Raw genomic sequence first — 15,779 nt, forward strand, 5'->3', positions numbered from 1 at the left:
CACCCTCAAAGTTTCGTGGGATTGGGCAGGCCAGCATAAACGGCTGCGGCGTCGAACGCGGGTTCGGTCTCGGTCCGGAGCAGTCGCGAGGGCCGCATATGACTGTCCAGATCCACCTCGCGATAGAAGCAGGATCGGAAGCCGACATGACAGCTTCCCGGTCCCTCGACTCGCACGAGCAGGATGACCGCATCCTGATCGTCATCGACCAGCATCCGTTCCACCGTCTGGGTGAAGCCGCTATGCTCGCCTTTGCGCCAGAGCGCCTGCCGGCTGCGGGACCAGAAATGCGCCTGCCGCGTGACGATAGTGCGCTCCAGGGCATCCGGGTTCATTTGCCCCAGCATGAGGATCTGGCTGCTGGCTGCATCGACGACAATGGCCGGCAGCAATCCCGCCGCATCGAAACGCGGCGCAAGCTCATTGCCGAGTTCCACTTGCTCGACCGATGTGCGCTCGGCGAACAAAAGCGGCGCTGCTGTCATGCGGCACCGTCCAGGCGGATTTCGTAGTCACCTATGGATCGAGCATTGGGCTTGTCCGGGATCAGACCTGGCTGGACATCGAGATCAAGTTCATCGGCGCCTTGCCAGGAAAATTGCTGGAGACCGACGGTCATCAGCATCAGCGTGCCGCGCAGATCGGCTTCATCCATGTTGCGGACGATGAATACCATGCGCGTGCGTCTGTCCCCGCTCGGCCAGGCATCGAGCGTAACTGGCGAATGCAGGACGTGCTGGACCCCGTGGATCACGATGGGCTTGTCCTCACCCTCGATATTGACGATTCCCTTGATCCTCAGGACATCCGGTCCTTTGAACATGGTGAGGATGCCGAGCCAGCGGTCGAAGGCGGTGCCCTTGAGCGGCGCGTCGAACGTCAGGCAGATCGCGCGGATGCGGTCGTCATGCCGGTTCACATCGTGATGATGGTGATGGCTGTGATGACCATGATCGGCTTCTTCATAGGCTTCCGCATTGAGCCAGCGCTGGACATCATCGCTCTTCGTCGCCGGATTATAAAGCCCGGCGTCGAACAGCCGGGCGGCATCGACCTCGCCATTGGTCGTCTTGATAATCGGCGCGGCCGGGTTGATCGCGCGCAGTCTTGCTTCAAGCGCACTGATGTCTGCTTCGGGCGCGATGTCGGTCTTGGTGAGGAGCAGCCGGTCGGCGACAGCCGCCTGCTTGAGCGATTCCTCCTGCGCGTCGAGCGTGGCCATGCCGGTCGCGGCGTCGACTGTCGTGATGACGCCGTCCAGCCGATAAAGCGATTGCAGATGATCGTCTGTCATCAACGTGTGAAGGATGGGCGCCGGGTCGGCCAGCCCGGTCGTCTCGATGATGAGGCGATCGAACCAGCATTTGCCGTCACGCGCGAAGCGGAAGGGCGCATCGCGCAAGGCGCGCAGCAGATCGCCGCGAATGGTGCAGCACAGACAGCCGCCCATCATCTCGACGACCAGATCTTCGGTCGAACGCGAGACAAGATCGTGATCCAGCCCCACGGATCCGAATTCGTTGATGATGACGAGAGCCCTGTTCATGGCGGGATCGCGCACCAGTCGATTGAGCAAAGTAGTCTTGCCACTGCCGAGAAACCCGGTGAGTACGGAGATGGGAATGAGGGATTGGGAACCGGGTGACAGCAACATCTTCAGATTCTCGATTTAGATACGATATAACATATCATAACTCGATACGAATAACGCCGTCAAGCAACCGGAAGGAGACAGCCTGTTTTGAGGTAATCGGATACCGCGTCCACGCGAAGAGTGCCGGTTGTCCAGATCCTGATCCTGGATGAAGAATGCGACACAGCACCTTCGCAAATGCAGCCATAAGGGGCCGTGGTTTCGTGAAATGGGGCAGGCGCTCTATGAGACGATTGCCACCCGTTCATCCTGCACGATGAGTGCCCGGATCATGTCTTGTCTAATTTCATATAGAGACGTTATATCGTATCTTTATGCTGAACCGTCACCCTGCTGCGAGATCACCCCGTTTGTTCTGTAATGCCTGTGCTCCTGCCAGGGGCAAGAAGGGATGACGTTTGCCCTGGAAGTGCGCGGAGTATCGAAGTCTTACGGCGCGGCCACTGTCGTGAACGGGCTTAGCTGCAGCGTTTCGTCCGGCGAGCACCTGCTGCTGCTGGGGCCGTCCGGTTCGGGCAAGAGCACGCTGATCAATCTCATCACCGGCCTGCTCACGCCTGATGCGGGGGAGATCATGATTGCCGGTGAGGCGATGACAGGGCGCTCGTCCGCTGCCCGAGACGATTTGCGCCGTCGCCGCATCGGAATCATTTTCCAGACCCTACGGCTGGTGTCCGCGCTCAACGTTCGTGGAAATCTGCGCTTGGCGCAAAGGCTCACCCATGGCCGGACCGACGATGCGGCCATTGATGGGTTGCTCGATGCCCTCGGTATCGCGCATCGCGTGGACGCCAGACCGTGCGAACTGAGCCAGGGCGAGGCCCAGCGCGCCGCGATTGCTCGCGCGCTGGTGGGCCAGCCCGATCTTCTGGTGGCAGACGAGCCGACGAGCGCGCTAGACGATGCCAATGCCGAAAAGATCGCCTTGCTTCTCGTCGAAACGGCTAAGTCCCGTGGGAGCAGCCTGCTGATCGCAACGCACGATCAACGGCTTCGCGCGTATATCCCGAACAGCCTGATGCTCGATAGCGCAGCGAGCAAAGCCGTCTGATGCTGAGCCTTGCCTTTGCCTACATGCGCAGCCGGCGGCTTGTCACAGGGCTCAATATGCTGTTGCTGGCATTGGCTGTCGCCTCGCTCACGATCCTGCTGCTCGTCTCATCCCAGCTTTCGGAGCGGCTTGAGCGCAATGCTCAGGGGATCGACCTCGTCGTTGGCGCCAAGGGCTCGCCGCTTCAGCTCATCCTCTCCAGCATCTATCAGATGGATCAGCCGACCGGGAATATTCCACTCACCAGCATCGACATGTTGCGCCGTGATCCGGCGGTGGCTGGAGTCGTGCCTCTCGCTCTTGGTGACAATTTCCGAGGCTATCGGATCGTTGGAACCGAGCCTGCCTATCCCGCACTTTATGGCGCGGATCTGGCCACCGGGCGCATGTTTGAGAAACATGGCGAAGCTGTGATGGGGGCGGTGGTGGCAGCGAAGCTGGGCGCCGGGCTTGGCCAGAAGTTCGTCGGCAGTCATGGGCTCGGCGATGGGGAAGGCGCAGGCGAGCATCATTCTAACCCTTTCACGACGGTTGGCATCTTGAAACCCACAGGCACGGTGATCGATCGACTGATCCTCGCCTCGGTCCAGACTGTATGGGACGTCCATGGCATCGCGCATGACGATGAAGATCATGATTATGGCACGACCGCGCATGACGGCCATGCAGAACATCATCATGACGCGCATGCGGATAACGATTCCGACACGCTGGTGCTCGCCGAAAGCCGCGACCCGCTCGCGCCTGAAGTTACCGCGTTGCTGGTGCGCTATCGCAATGCCGCCGGTGCGCTCCGCATCCCCTCGATGATTAATCGCCAGACTGACATGCAGGCCGCCGTTCCGGCTGTCGAAACTACGCGGCTGCTCTCCCTTCTCGGTGTGGGGATAGATGGTGCCCGCCTTTTTGCATGGCTGCTCGCGGCCGTCGGTGGGCTTTCCATCTTCGTGACACTGCTGAATGCCGCGAGCGCGCGCGAAGGCGACCTCGCCTTGCTACGCGTCATGGGAGCAACCCGAGCGCGTGTGTTCGGCACGGTGATCGCCGAGGGCTTGGCGACGGCGCTGGCTGGCGGCGTTCTGGGTCTGCTGATCGGCCACCTCGTCCTGATGGGCGCAGTGCGCGGCTTCGCTGCACTGGGTGAACTGGGGCTTCGTCCGTGGCAACCGCATCCCGGCGAGTTGGCGATCCTTGCCGTTGTGACCGCGATCGGTTTCATTGCCGCACTCGTCCCGGCGTTGCGTGTGTTCCGCGTCGATCTCACCAGTACATTGGCAAGGGCAAACTGATCATGGCTATGATGCACCATCTGCGTCTCGCAGCGCTGGTTCCTTTCCTCCTTCTAGCTGGGCCTGCTCCAGCCCCCGCCGCCATGCAGGAGATGGGCAGGGCTCCGGTCGAGGACGTCTGGCAGCCAGCCAGGACTCCGCCCGGCGGAACGTCGTGGAAGTTGCTGGAAACCACGAGACTCAACGACCGGACCGATTCCAAGACGCACATCATTTACACGAAGCCGATGTTCCCGCCGACGATCAAGGCGTTGGCTGGCAAGCGGATCAAGGTGGCGGGCTGGATGATACCGCTTGAAAACGGCGTGCGGCAGAAGCATTTCGTGCTGCTGGGCTATCCACCCGGCTGTCCGTTCCATCTGCACGCTCTGCCCAACCAGTTCATTGAGGTCTATGCCGCGGTCCCGGTCAGAGTTGATGAAATGAATCCTACAATCATCACGGGCACGCTGGAACTTACCGGACAGGATGAGAGCGGAATCTTCTACAGGCTCAGAAATGCCCAACCAGGCTAAGGCAAAGAAGCCATCCGCTTTGTTCCGCTACATTGAGGCTCTCCAGGGTGAGGCACCCTGGGGCAGCTTTCTCGACGCCGGAACGGGCACGAATTCGATCAACTGGATATCCTCTCTCCAGACAGAGCGCTGGACCGCCGTAAGCGGCGCGGAGGGCCATGCGATCCAGGTCCGTGACGCCGTCGAACGGGTCCGCCGGCCACAGGATCGCATCATTCTGGGCAATTGGGCCGACCCGGCGCTGCTGGCCGGTGAACGTTACGACACTGTGCTCGCCGATTATCTGGTTGGGGCAGTCGAGGGATTTGCGCCTTATTTCCAGCACAGCCTGTTCGTTCGATTGCGGCCACTAGTCGGTCAGCGCCTCTATGTCGTGGGGCTCGAGCCTTATGTGAATCAGGACGCCAATACCCCGGATGGCAAGTTGATTCGCGAGATCGGCCGCTTCCGCGACGCCTGCCTGCTGCTCACAGGAGACAAACCTTACCGGGAATATCCGACGCAATGGGTGGTCGATCATCTCGAAGGCTCGGGATTTCGCGTCATTGCGGCGAAACGCTTTCCCATTCGCTATAAAGAGCGGTTCGTGAACAGCCAGATCGACATGTGTACGCCACGTCTGGCAAAGCTGCCCAACCGGCCGCTTGCCGACGCCTTGGCAGCTACCGGCGAGGATCTGCGAGCGCGCGCCCTCGATCATATCGCTTGCGAAGGCTGCCTGCGTCATGGCTATGACTATGTGATGGCGGCCGAGGTCGATGAAACTGAGGGGGCGTGGGACGCGGCCGGGTGCCGCCAGCTGTGACGCAAGGGGCTTTGAAGGGTTCGTTCGGCAGGGCGTCAGAGTTCGACCGAGCCCATTATTTCTGAAACCGTCGTCGGCCGCACCCCGCGCGCCGCAAGATGCGCGAACAAGCCTCTCCACCAATCGTAAAGGCGATCGAGATCGGCCTCGTCGCGGACATAGGGTGTGCTCCCCGGATGCAGGGAGGGGCTATGGAAGGAAAAGACGAGCAGGGGCAGTCCCTTGTCGACCGCGACGTCCGTGGCATGGATCGCTTCCCTTACGGTCACGCCTTCAGGTGTGAGCGGCACGCGTTCCATCAGTTTCAGCCGGGCCATTATCCCGCGCATTCGCGGCATGCGCCACAGCGCCGGGTAGATCCGCCCTGCCTGCTTGCGCAGCGCGCCGGTGAAGACGGTGGTGAGGGGCAGTTCCAGCAGCTTGCATTGGGTATCTATCCAGTAGGGATGCACCGGATGGTCCCGATAATTGCGTCCGCCGCCCGAGCTGTAATCGAAGCGGGCGCGAACCGATGTGTCGATCGCTATACCCGCTTCGCACAAGATGCTTGCCGTATTGGGGCCGAGGCCATAGCGGCCGGCCCGGTAGATGCGCGGCGTCACGCCGAAATTGCGGGAAATCCTGTCGCGCAGCTGAAACAGCTTGGCGCGCTCCAGCGCATAGGGCAAATTTCCCGCAAAGCTGTTGAAATCATTGACCGGCTCGTCATGTGGCGGATTGACCCAAGGGTGCAACTGCGCGCCTGCTTCGGCAAGGCCGGCTTCCATCGGTCCGCGCAGAATCTCGGCGGCGCGGGGCGAATCGGCGATGGGATAATCCATCAGGTAAGTCGGAATGACGCCCAGCCCTTCGCAGAATTGCTGGAACTTGGCGAGCCGGCCGACATGATCCAGCCGATGGCCGCTGCGCTGGAACGGAGCGTTCCAGTTGAATTCCTCTTCCGTGTCGACAGTCAGGATGAAGCGTTGGCCGAAACCTTCGTGAAAGCGGGCAAAGGCCGTTTCACGCGGAAGATCCGTTATCGAAGGCATCGGATGACGTTCTGGCCCCTGGCGACCCCGATCGAGTGGCACGTTTTACCTCACCTTCAGTATCGCCGGCACCATGGCTATGGTCAGGGCCATCCGCGGTCAAGAGCGGGAACCATAGCTGCAGCGTATCTCCCTCGCGCGCCATGCCCCCGCCAACGGCCCTGGCTTCGGCCCGGGCAAGGCGGAAAGCGAAGCCGGAGCCAAACAGGCCGGCGGTTATGGCCTGGCCCGCGCTGCGGGGCGCCGCGGAAAATATATCATCCCGATCAGCCAGCGCGGCCGGAAGCTCGAACGCGAATATGACCCGATCCGGCTCCCGCGCCACATGGATGTCGAGTTGCTCCCCTGCGGTCATGGCGCCACAAAGCGTAGCGAGCAGGCGCCAGGCAACCCGATCCGCTTCGACCTTGGCCAGGGGGACCGGCGTCGCTTCATCATCTCCCCACAGACTGATCCCGCCGCTGCGCGCGTCGAGAAAAGGGGTCAGCTGCGCGACTATCGCACGTAAGGCGGCGGTGAAATCATGCTGCCCCGGCTCGAGTTCCAGCGTGTCGCTTTCCAGCCTGGCGAGGCGGTCCAGCTCATCGAAGCCGGCCAGAATGCGCGCCGCATCGCCAGCGATGGTTGCGGCCAGCGCACGATATTCATGCGGAGCCGGGCCGAATACCTGCTGCTGGATCACTTCCGCGAAACCCTGAATGGCGTTCACCGGCGTGCGCAATTCATGCAGCAGCTCGCGCATCCGATGCGCGGCTCCGTTCTCGGCAGGTTGCTTGGGCTGGGTGGGCTTGCGCCGTAGTCTTCCGCAGTATCCCGTGAAATTGCCCTCGGGCAGGTCGAAGCGCGGAGTGGCATCGATCCGCCATAACCCGGAAATCGCGGGTGCGCCGTCGATTGCCAGCGTTCCGGCATTTATGGGAAGATGATCGCGCATGGCGCGCCCGGAAGCCGGATCGAGCCGGGCCGGCGCATGATTGTCGCCTATGCCGAGCCTCAGGCCCACCGCCATTGGCGCGACGGAAGGATCGGTCCAGGCAATGTGTCCGTGCGCATTGGTTTCAAAATCGAAAGCGCGCGGCAAGGCGCCTGGGTCCGATTCCTGCCGTTCGCCAAGCGGAAGGCGGGGGGAATCCGGCCCGTTGGGCGGCGAAAGGCTCTCCCGCGCGCGGCGGAAGGCTTCGATCCTGCGGACGATGGCCCCGATCGCTTCCTGATCTTCCCGTCCGGCGGGATCATCGGCGACAGGTGCAATCTTTTGGTCTGGCTCTTCGGCTTCCGCGGGGCCTGCCGGTTCCGCGGGTTCGATCCATTGAGGCTCCAGAATCCGGGCGTGATCGTCAAGGATCGTGCTGGCGGGGCCAGTCAGCACCAGATCGCGGATTCCCAGCCGCGCCAGCAGTTTTTCGGCTTCGCCGCCCAGATTCTTGCGGTGGCGCAGCAGGCCCCGTGCCCTGACCGGAAGCGCGGGAATCAGTGCCAGCCAGTCTTCCTGCGTCAGGCGGGCGCTCGCCATGGCGGCGGTGGCCACTTCCGCTTCCTGTTCCGCGAGCCGCGCGACCAGACGGGGATTGGCGAGGCGGATGCCCTGATCGCGAATGATAGCCGCCCGTTCCGCCGCCGGGATCATCCGGGCAAGCTCTTCAAGCCGCTCATATCCGCTCTGCAGCGTGATGCCGATGGCGTTGGCCGGCAAGGTGCCGATCAGGTCCAGCAACTGGCGATACTGGGTGCGAGCCGCGCGCTCGCCCGATGCGCCGGAGCGCAGCACAGTGGCGAGGCGGTCGTCAAAATGCATCCGGACTCCAGCGAGTTCGCTCAGGACCGCGAGCGTCGCCCGCGCGAGATTCGGGTCTATCAGCATTGCTGGATGCTCAAACCACGACGAAGAGCGCGTCGCAAAGCGGGACAACGGCACAGCATGAAATAAACTTACTCGAAACCCCGATTTTCAGGCTTAACTCTGTTATGTTTTCCACCATTATCTGAGAATCGAGCAGGGGAACGCATGGCCAATCTCGACGAAATCGATCGCCGGATACTTGCAGAACTGCAGGACGAAGGACGGATGACCAATGTCGAACTGGCCGGTCATGTCGGATTGACTGCGCCGCCCTGCCTGCGCCGGGTCCGCGCGCTGGAGGATTCCGGGGTCATTCGCGGCTATCATGCCGAGGTCGATCCCGCGAAACTGGGCTTTTCCATCATGGTGTTCGCGCTGGTCAGCCTCAAGAGCCAGGCGGAGGATGCATTGCGCCAGTTCGAAGACCATATGCGCACCCTTCCCGAAGTGCGGGAATGCCACATGCTGAATGGCGAGATAGATTTCATCCTGAAGATCGTCAGCAAGGATCTGCAGAGTTTTCAGGAATTTCTCACCAGCAAGCTGACTCCGGCACCGAATGTCGCCAGCGTCAAGACCTCGCTCACCATCCGCACCGCCAAGCAACTGCCGGGCGTGCCGCTGGAATGAGCCGCTGCTGACCGCCGGGCGGTTCAGCCCTGGCGCTTGGCCAGCCATTCCTCCAGCCATTTGATGGTGTAGTCGCCGTTGAGGAAATCCGGCTCTTCCAGCAGCGCTTCATGCATCGGGATCGAGGTTTTCACCCCTTCCACCACCATTTCCCCCAGCGCGCGCTTCAGGCGCATGATGCAGCCTTCGCGGGTTCGCCCATAGACGATCAGCTTGGCGATCATGGAATCGTAGTAGGGCGGAATCCGGTAGCCCGAATACAGCCCTGAATCGACGCGCACATGCATCCCGCCGGCGGCATGATAGCTGGTGACCTGGCCCGGAGAGGGAGCGAAGCTCCAGGGATCTTCCGCATTGATCCGGCACTCGATCGCATGGCCGGTGAAGCGCAGCTCTTCCTGTTGCACGGAAAGCGGCTTGCCTTCGGCGATCCGGATCTGTTCGCGCACGAGATCGAGGCCGGTGATCGCTTCCGTGACGGGATGCTCCACCTGCAGGCGCGTATTCATCTCGATGAAGTAGAATTCGCCGTTTTCCCAAAGGAATTCGATCGTCCCCGCGCCGCGATAGCCCATCTGGGCCATCGCATTGGAAACGATCGTGCCCATGCGTTCGCGCTCTTCCGGGGAAATGACGGGAGAGGGCGCTTCTTCCAGCACCTTCTGATGCCGGCGCTGCAGCGAACAATCCCGTTCGCCGAGATGGATGGCATTGCCATTGCCGTCGCCAAACACCTGAAATTCGATATGGCGCGGATTGCCGAGATATTTCTCGATATAGACGGTGTCGTCGCCGAAGGCTGCCTTCGCCTCGCTCCTGGCCTGGCTGACGAGGGTTTCCAGATCTTCCTCGGACGGAATGACCTTCATGCCCCTGCCGCCGCCGCCGGATGCAGCCTTGACCAGCACCGGATAGCCGATCCGGGCGGCAACTTCCTTGGCTTCCTCGATCGACTGGAGCGCCCCGTCCGAGCCGGGAACGAGCGGCAGGCCGAGATCGCGCGCGGTGCGCTTCGCTTCCACCTTGTCGCCCATGGTGCGGATATGCTCCGGCTTCGGGCCGATCCAGGCGATATCGTGCGCTTCGACGATTTCGGCGAATTTCGCATTTTCGGAAAGGAAGCCATAACCGGGGTGGATCGCATCCGCGCCCGAGATTTCCGCGGCGGAAATGATCGCCGCGATATTGAGGTAGCTTTCGCTTGCCGGCGGCGGCCCTATGCAGATCGCATGATCGGCCAGGCGGACATGCATCGCATCCGTATCCGCGGTCGAATGCACGGCTACGGTTTCGATGCCCATTTCATGCGCCGCGCGATGGATTCGCAGCGCGATTTCTCCGCGATTGGCAATCAGCAGACGGGTTATCGGCATGGTGGGAACCGCCGGCTCAACCGATAACGACCAGCGGCTGGTCGAATTCGACCGGCTGGGCATTGTCGACGAGAATGGCCTTCACCGTGCCGGCGGAAGGGGCGGTGATGGGGTTCATCACTTTCATCGCTTCGACGATAAGCAGGGTTTCGCCGGCCTTTACTTGCTTGCCCGTGGTGATGAACGGCGCCGCGCCGGGTTCCGCCGACAAATAGACGGTGCCGACCATGGGCGATTTTACCGTATTGCCATCCGCCGCATGATCGGCCGCGGGGGTGTTTTCGGCAGGCGCCGCCGATGCTACGGCAGCCGGAACGGGGACTGGCGCCGCAATGGCGGGGGCATAGGCAGCGGGAGCGGAGAGCGTTCGCGCAACCTTGATCTTGCGCTCGCCATCCTCGACCTCGATCTCGCTCAAGCCGGTTTCGGCCAGCAATTCAGCCAGTTCGCGTACCAGCGCACTGTCGATATTCATGCCGCCTGCGGTGGCCGCGCCCTTGTTTTCGCCCATTCTTCCCTCGGGGGTCGTTTCACTGTGCGCCCGCTATGCGCAGGCGCGGCAAGGCTGGCAAGGGGTTGTCGCTGTCAAATCCACTTTGCACCCCACCTGCCACGCCGGTTCAAAGCCGGGCAACGGCTTCCAGCGCGATGATATAGCTGTTGGCGCCATGGCCCGCGATGGTCTGTACCGCGCCCATTCCGATATAGCTGAGATGGCGGAAAGGCTCGCGCTTCGCCGGGTCCGACAGATGCACTTCTATCACCGGCGTCCTGATCGCCTTGATCGCATCCAGCAGGGCGATCGAGGTGTGGGTATAGCCGCCCGCATTGAGGAGGACCGCCTTCGCCCCTTCGGCCTGAGCCTCATGCAGCCAATCGATCAGATGCCCCTCATGGTTGGACTGGCGCATGTCGATTTCCAGTCCGAACTCCCGGCCCCGGTCTTCCAGCATTCCGGCAATGTCGTCCAGCGTATCGGAGCCGTATATTTCCGGCTCCCGCGTGCCGAGCAGGTTGAGATTGGGTCCATTGAGGACATAGACGACATTGCTGGTCATGATTGTCTCGCAAATGATGAAGTATTGGCCATAGCGCCATGCTGCTTGCTCGGCAAAGGCATGGAACGGCTAGCCGCAGTTATGGCCTAATTGTCGACGCCCTTCGTCTTCCCCCATTGGCGGGCCGCCGTATAGCCCAGATATCCCGTGCCGAAGAGCGCATAGAGCGGCTCCGGCAAGCCGTTGAGATAGGCGTTCATCCCGATTGCGATATTCGTTGCGGTTTGCGGCCGGAAAGCGGCGAGAATGCCCATGGGGATGGCCCACAGGATGATCGCATACATGACATAGAGAAAGCTTGGTCTGGCCCGGCTGGTCCACGGGTCCCGCGAGCCGGCTTCTGCCACGATTGCGGAGAGCCTGGCCTGCACCAGTTCCAGTTCCCGGGTTCCCTGAAGTTTGATGAGTTCCAGCTTGGCCTGGTCCCGGGCAGTCTTGTCCGGGATGATCTTGTCGATGATTGCGGCGAGAGGACCGATAAGGGCTTCCAGCAATGCCATGATGCACGCTCCTGCTTGTGAGTCGCCATCAGGTAACCAATTTGGTTCGTGTAGGAAAATGTTCCCTGGTGTACAGAAAATATACCGCTGTGGAGAATAGGGGGAAATGAGCGGTGGGCTGCGCGTTCCCTGTAAACCGCGCGATCATATCCTAGAACCGCCTGGCAATTCCGAAATAGACCTGGCTGTCGGGACTGGCCGAATTGAGGCCGATGTTCACGCCTAGGTCGAACTGCATGGCGTCGTTCGGCTGCCATGCGGCCGAAAACCCCGCGAGGATGATCGTGTCGTGCCCTTCCGGATCGCGATCCCGATAGAGCGAGATCTCGGTCGCGGCGCCCAGCCGGTTGCCGAGCGCGAAGTCGAGGCCGAGGACGCTGCCGAAGGCGAGATGTCTTCCGCTCCCGTCGCTGTCGACCGCTGCGTCGATCTGCGGCGTGGCGGAAAGCGAGACGTTCTCGGTCAGCGTGAGAGCCAGCGGCAGCAGCAGGCCCGCGCCCCAATCTCCGGCCCCGATGGGCATCCGCCCGGTCGGAAGAGTGGCATAGGGCATCACAGCCATGGAAAAGCCGCGCTCGCCTGGGTCGTGCAGGGTGTGTCGCAGCGCCAGCGTCAGGTCGCCGACGCGCGCGATCCGGTCGGTCGTCCCCGATTCCAGGTCGCGCGTGCGGACATGGCCGTAGGCGTCCCAGCCGACCTGGGCTTCAAGCCCTTCCGCCAGGCCGAGCCGCAGGAGCATTTCGCCGGCCATGATCGTGTCGGTGCGCGATATCGCATCGCCGTCCCTTTCCCAGGCCGCAATCCCCAACTCGCCCACAATTCCACCCGGTGGAACCGTGCAGGTGGGTGTTCCGAGGCCGGGCCGGTCGGGGCAGAGATCGTCTGCTTCTTCCGCCATTGCTGGAACTGTGGGCAGAAATGCGATGCAGGAAAGCAGGTAGAATACTGGTAAGCGGAGATATTTCGACAGTCGGCCGGAACCGGCTGTCAGCGCCTCGGCCGCTGGTCGGAGCACCAACTGGCCGAGGCATTTCCTTCGTTTCGGCATACCGCTGCCGCTTCAAGGTATCTGGAGAAGTGTCACAGCACCGGTATTGCCAGTTGCGCCTTCAGGTCGCCAGCGCAACCTCGCCTTCGCCCTCGGGGCGCGCGCGATCCGGGGCCGTGCTGTGCGCCCTGCCTTCGCGGGCATCGCTGAGGATGGTGGCGCGATCCACCGAGGCGCGTTCGTCCTCGATGCGCTTGATCATGCCCTCGGCCCGCTCGATGCTGCCGAGCAGCGCCAGCAGCGCGCCCTTTTCGGCGGCTGGGACCCGGCGATCCCTTTCCAGGATGCGCCAGCGCAGGCTTTCGATCGGCTCCACCTTGCTGTGCCCGGCGGGCAGGCGCGGCTCAGGCGCATCGCCTGCGAAAAGCAGCGGCGTCAGCGACTGATCCAGCCGATCGAGAGCCTCGTCGATGAAGGCCCGGCTGGGGTCGCTGAACTCCGAGCGCTTCACGCGGCGCGCGATCTGGTGGAGCGTTTCGGACAGGCTGCCGGTGAAATCGACTTCCTCGATCAGGCTGGCGACGAGGTCGAGCTGTTCGCGCGGCATATCCTCGTGGAACAGAGCGGCCGAATAGCTGCGGATGTCGCGGCCAAGCAGGTCGGTTGCCGTGTGGTGCTCGCCCGGGTCCTTGGGAACCCCCGGCTTGTCGCGGGCGATGTCGAGGAACAGGGCGGCGGCTTGGAGCTGCCGCCGGGTTTCCTGCTCGACCGCGGGCACCGCGGACACGAAGCTGTCGATCAGTTTGCGGTCGAGATAGCGCGGCACCGAGTAGTCCTCGATGTCCTCTTCCGACGAATGGCCGATGCGAGAGAGTACGCGCTCGAAAGCGCCGACGAAGGGATAGAGGATGAGCACGTTGAAGATGTTGAATACGATGGAGAATATACCCACCGCGACCGGCACGAGCGGGAAGGTTTCCTTGCCGTCGACCACGACCGGCGTGCCCGGATCGCCGCCGAAGAAACCCATGCCCCACTTGAGCACTTCGATCGCCGGGAAGAAGAGCAGCAGGACGACCGTGACGCCGATGAAATTGAAGCCGATGTGGGCATAGGCGGCACGCTTCGCGTTCTTGGTAAGGTTGAGCGAGGCCATCCACGAAGTGATGGTGGTGCCGAGGTCGGCGCCGATGGCGAAGGCGATGGCGGTCTGCCAGGGCAGCACGCCGGAAGCGCCCAGACCCATGACGATGCCGATCGTTGCCGAAGAGGAGTGGATCATCGCGGTGACCAGCGCGGCGATCAGCGCGCAGGCGATCACGCCGGGGAAAGTCGAGGCGTCGAGGCTCGAAAGCACCGACATGACTTCAGGCATGTCCTTCAGCGGCTTCAATCCGCCGGTCATCAGGTTGAGGCCGTAGAAGATCAGCGCGAAGCCGAGGCAGGCGAGCGCGATGTTGCGCACGCGATCGGTCTTGCCGAAGACATAGATCAGCCCGAAGATGCCGCCGAACAGCAGGCCCAGCGGCCCCAGCGGCAGCGCGATCAAGCCGTTGCCCAACGTGGTGCCGATGTTGGCGCCCATGATAACGCTGATCGCGGGCCGCAGCGCGATGACGCCGGCATTGACGAGGCCGACGGTCATGACGGTCATGGCGGTGGACGATTGGATGATGCCGGTGATGAGCGTTCCGGCAAGGACACCCTTGGCGGGCGTGCCGGCCATCTTGGCGAGCCATTCCCGCATCTTGTTGACCGAAAGGGCCTGGATGCCGTTGGCCATGAACTCCAGGCCGAGCATGAATACCCCAAGCCCACCGATAACGGGGACTATGATTTCCTTGAAAATATCGACTTCCATGGTGGTTCCCCCGTCAGTTGGTCGCTTAGTTTGCCGCCGGGGCTTTGCTTGGGGCAGTGTAGTTCAGCTCGCGCGACCAGATCTGCCGCACTTCGGCGATGTCGCGGTCCGCGAGCGGCAGATAGCCGAGGCTCCGGGCTGCCTCCGCGCTATGATCGAGCAGGAAGGAAAGGAATCTCAGCGTCCGCTCGTTGTCGTTGGACGAGGCATTGGTTCGCTTCATGATGACATAGGATGCGGCCACGACCGGATAGGCGTTGGCCGCTGCCGGGTTGCCGCGGGCGGCTATCACGTTGGCTTCCGTCGCTGCGACGAACTGGCCGGCATCGTTCTGCACCAGGCCGACCGAAAGCCCGGCGCGTTTGGCCTGGCCGCTGTCGAGATAGCCGATCGTACCTTGCGTCGCGCCGATCGCCTTCGCCATGTCGCTGCTGCCCTTGATCCCGGTGCCCACCGGCCATTTCAGGGTCGTTCCCGTGCCGATGCCGCTCTTCCAGTCGGCGTCGACGCGCGAGAGATAGCTGGACCAATTATAGGTCGAGCCGGAGCCATCGCTGCGATAGACGACCGTGATCGCGGTCGCGGGCAGGCTGACGCCGGGATTGTCGGCGGCGATTGCGGGGTCTGCCCAGGAGACGATCCGGCCGCTGAAGATGCCGGCGAGCGTCTTGCTGCCGAAGCGCAGCGGCTGCGGGGTCGGCTGCTCCAGATTATAGGCGACCGAGATGCTGCCGACGACGATCGGAAACTGGACCGCGTCGCGCTGCTGCAGCGCTTCGGACGACAGCGGATAGTCGGTGACCGCGAAATCCACCTCGGGATCATCGAGGCGCATCACCCCGCCGAGCGAGCCCACCGGCTCATATTCGACCCCGGCGCTTCCGGAGATCCAGTCCTGGTCCCCCGAGCGGGCGTTCTGGAAATCGACCGCGACGCGCTGGATCAGTGGCTGGGCCGCGGTCGAGCCGCTGCCGAGGATGCGGTCGTTCACGCCTGAGCGGACCAGCAGCAGCGCGACCGCCGCAACGACCACCGCCACGCCCAGGGCCATGACGAAGCGCCGGCGGACGAGAGTCCGGGATTCCAGAACAGGTACACCGTCAGGAGAACTCGTCAGCATGATCTGTCCACTGCCTCGAAATGGGAGTTGGGTTCTGGATGAAGGTTGGCGCTGATCTGTGACT

Annotated in this window: 16 protein-coding genes; 5 read left to right on the forward strand and 11 right to left on the reverse strand. The window is 62.5% G+C overall.

Annotated elements, in window-relative coordinates; translation table 11 throughout:
- Window positions 1–5: 5 nt before the first annotated feature.
- Both hisI and U8326_RS04270 read right to left on the reverse strand, forming a co-directional pair.
- Entirely contained in the window at window positions 6–485 is a 480-nt protein-coding gene (gene hisI / locus U8326_RS04265) for a phosphoribosyl-AMP cyclohydrolase (protein ID WP_324742564.1), read from the reverse strand.
- The gene (locus U8326_RS04270) at window positions 482–1,654 is read right to left on the reverse strand and encodes a GTP-binding protein (protein WP_324742565.1); all 1,173 of its coding nucleotides are present in this window, start codon (window positions 1,652–1,654) and stop codon (window positions 482–484) included. Before U8326_RS04270 ends, hisI begins: the two co-directional genes overlap by 4 nt.
- A gap of 391 nt (window positions 1,655–2,045) precedes the next feature.
- Between U8326_RS04270 and U8326_RS04275 the strand changes: the two genes are divergently transcribed.
- Genes U8326_RS04275 through U8326_RS04290 form a run of 4 tightly spaced genes read left to right on the forward strand, consistent with a single transcriptional unit; the run spans window position 2,046 to window position 5,314 of the window.
- Window positions 2,046–2,705, forward strand: coding sequence for an ABC transporter ATP-binding protein (locus tag U8326_RS04275; protein WP_324742567.1), 660 nt, complete (start codon window positions 2,046–2,048; stop codon window positions 2,703–2,705).
- On the forward strand, window positions 2,705–3,994 hold the full coding sequence (locus U8326_RS04280; protein WP_324742568.1) for an ABC transporter permease: 1,290 nt from the start codon (window positions 2,705–2,707) through the stop codon (window positions 3,992–3,994). Before U8326_RS04275 ends, U8326_RS04280 begins: the two co-directional genes overlap by 1 nt.
- Before the next feature lie 2 nt (window positions 3,995–3,996).
- Window positions 3,997–4,509, forward strand: coding sequence for a DUF3299 domain-containing protein (locus tag U8326_RS04285; protein WP_324742569.1), 513 nt, complete (start codon window positions 3,997–3,999; stop codon window positions 4,507–4,509).
- Window positions 4,463–5,314 carry a hypothetical protein gene (locus tag U8326_RS04290; RefSeq protein ID WP_324742570.1) on the forward strand — a complete coding sequence of 284 codons (852 nt, stop codon included), beginning with the start codon at window positions 4,463–4,465 and terminating at the stop codon, window positions 5,312–5,314. The genes U8326_RS04285 and U8326_RS04290 overlap by 47 nt, the downstream gene beginning before the upstream one ends.
- Window positions 5,315–5,349: 35 nt before the next feature.
- On the opposite strand, the gene U8326_RS04295 is transcribed toward U8326_RS04290, so the two are convergent.
- Window positions 5,350–6,345 (reverse strand): polysaccharide deacetylase family protein, encoded by a 996-nt coding sequence (locus tag U8326_RS04295; RefSeq protein WP_324742571.1) that lies wholly within the window; start codon window positions 6,343–6,345, stop codon window positions 5,350–5,352.
- Window positions 6,317–8,206 (reverse strand): sensor histidine kinase, encoded by a 1,890-nt coding sequence (locus tag U8326_RS04300; RefSeq protein WP_324742573.1) that lies wholly within the window; start codon window positions 8,204–8,206, stop codon window positions 6,317–6,319. The genes U8326_RS04295 and U8326_RS04300 overlap by 29 nt, the downstream gene beginning before the upstream one ends.
- A gap of 144 nt (window positions 8,207–8,350) precedes the next feature.
- On the opposite strand from U8326_RS04300, the gene U8326_RS04305 reads away from it, so the two are divergent.
- The gene (locus U8326_RS04305) at window positions 8,351–8,815 is read left to right on the forward strand and encodes an Lrp/AsnC family transcriptional regulator (RefSeq protein ID WP_324742574.1); all 465 of its coding nucleotides are present in this window, start codon (window positions 8,351–8,353) and stop codon (window positions 8,813–8,815) included.
- A gap of 23 nt (window positions 8,816–8,838) precedes the next feature.
- On the opposite strand, the gene accC is transcribed toward U8326_RS04305, so the two are convergent.
- From accC to pstS, 7 genes are all read right to left on the reverse strand, one after another.
- Complete coding sequence (gene accC, locus U8326_RS04310; RefSeq protein ID WP_324742575.1) at window positions 8,839–10,188, reverse strand: acetyl-CoA carboxylase biotin carboxylase subunit; 1,350 nt, start codon at window positions 10,186–10,188, stop codon at window positions 8,839–8,841.
- 16 nt (window positions 10,189–10,204) lie between these two features.
- A complete protein-coding gene (accB, locus tag U8326_RS04315) occupies window positions 10,205–10,699 on the reverse strand; it encodes an acetyl-CoA carboxylase biotin carboxyl carrier protein (protein WP_324742577.1) in 495 nt (164 codons plus the stop codon).
- Between the two features lie 109 nt (window positions 10,700–10,808).
- Complete coding sequence (locus tag U8326_RS04320; protein WP_324742578.1) at window positions 10,809–11,246, reverse strand: type II 3-dehydroquinate dehydratase; 438 nt, start codon at window positions 11,244–11,246, stop codon at window positions 10,809–10,811.
- Window positions 11,247–11,332: 86 nt separating this feature from the next.
- Entirely contained in the window at window positions 11,333–11,746 is a 414-nt protein-coding gene (locus tag U8326_RS04325) for a holin family protein (protein ID WP_324742580.1), read from the reverse strand.
- 151 nt (window positions 11,747–11,897) lie between these two features.
- The gene (locus U8326_RS04330) at window positions 11,898–12,644 is read right to left on the reverse strand and encodes a transporter (protein WP_324742581.1); all 747 of its coding nucleotides are present in this window, start codon (window positions 12,642–12,644) and stop codon (window positions 11,898–11,900) included.
- 211 nt (window positions 12,645–12,855) lie between these two features.
- Window positions 12,856–14,595: a Na/Pi symporter gene (locus U8326_RS04335; protein WP_324742583.1), complete on the reverse strand. Its 1,740-nt coding sequence runs from the start codon at window positions 14,593–14,595 to the stop codon at window positions 12,856–12,858.
- 25 nt (window positions 14,596–14,620) lie between these two features.
- A complete protein-coding gene (pstS, locus tag U8326_RS04340; RefSeq protein ID WP_324742584.1) occupies window positions 14,621–15,715 on the reverse strand; it encodes a phosphate ABC transporter substrate-binding protein PstS in 1,095 nt (364 codons plus the stop codon).
- Between the last annotated feature and the right edge of the window lie 64 nt (window positions 15,716–15,779).

Origin of the sequence: Tsuneonella sp. CC-YZS046 (assembly GCF_035581365.1) — a bacterium.
Lineage (GTDB): Bacteria > Pseudomonadota > Alphaproteobacteria > Sphingomonadales > Sphingomonadaceae > JAWKXU01.

Bases quoted from the DNA above. Each gene is read 5' to 3' on its own strand.
- U8326_RS04280 (WP_324742568.1), top strand. From the start codon at position 2,705: ATGCTGAGCCTTGCCTTTGCCTACATGCGCAGCCGGCGGCTTGTCACA.
- U8326_RS04290 (WP_324742570.1), top strand. From the start codon at position 4,463: ATGAGAGCGGAATCTTCTACAGGCTCAGAAATGCCCAACCAGGCTAAG.
- U8326_RS04330 (WP_324742581.1), bottom strand. From the start codon at position 12,644: ATGGCGGAAGAAGCAGACGATCTCTGCCCCGACCGGCCCGGCCTCGGA.
- U8326_RS04305 (WP_324742574.1), top strand. From the start codon at position 8,351: ATGGCCAATCTCGACGAAATCGATCGCCGGATACTTGCAGAACTGCAG.
- hisI (WP_324742564.1), bottom strand. From the start codon at position 485: ATGACAGCAGCGCCGCTTTTGTTCGCCGAGCGCACATCGGTCGAGCAA.
- U8326_RS04300 (WP_324742573.1), bottom strand. From the start codon at position 8,206: ATGCTGATAGACCCGAATCTCGCGCGGGCGACGCTCGCGGTCCTGAGC.
- U8326_RS04335 (WP_324742583.1), bottom strand. From the start codon at position 14,595: ATGGAAGTCGATATTTTCAAGGAAATCATAGTCCCCGTTATCGGTGGG.
- pstS (WP_324742584.1), bottom strand. From the start codon at position 15,715: ATGCTGACGAGTTCTCCTGACGGTGTACCTGTTCTGGAATCCCGGACT.
- U8326_RS04285 (WP_324742569.1), top strand. From the start codon at position 3,997: ATGGCTATGATGCACCATCTGCGTCTCGCAGCGCTGGTTCCTTTCCTC.
- U8326_RS04320 (WP_324742578.1), bottom strand. From the start codon at position 11,246: ATGACCAGCAATGTCGTCTATGTCCTCAATGGACCCAATCTCAACCTG.
- U8326_RS04270 (WP_324742565.1), bottom strand. From the start codon at position 1,654: ATGTTGCTGTCACCCGGTTCCCAATCCCTCATTCCCATCTCCGTACTC.
- U8326_RS04325 (WP_324742580.1), bottom strand. From the start codon at position 11,746: ATGGCATTGCTGGAAGCCCTTATCGGTCCTCTCGCCGCAATCATCGAC.
- accC (WP_324742575.1), bottom strand. From the start codon at position 10,188: ATGCCGATAACCCGTCTGCTGATTGCCAATCGCGGAGAAATCGCGCTG.
- U8326_RS04275 (WP_324742567.1), top strand. From the start codon at position 2,046: ATGACGTTTGCCCTGGAAGTGCGCGGAGTATCGAAGTCTTACGGCGCG.
- U8326_RS04295 (WP_324742571.1), bottom strand. From the start codon at position 6,345: ATGCCTTCGATAACGGATCTTCCGCGTGAAACGGCCTTTGCCCGCTTT.
- accB (WP_324742577.1), bottom strand. From the start codon at position 10,699: ATGGGCGAAAACAAGGGCGCGGCCACCGCAGGCGGCATGAATATCGAC.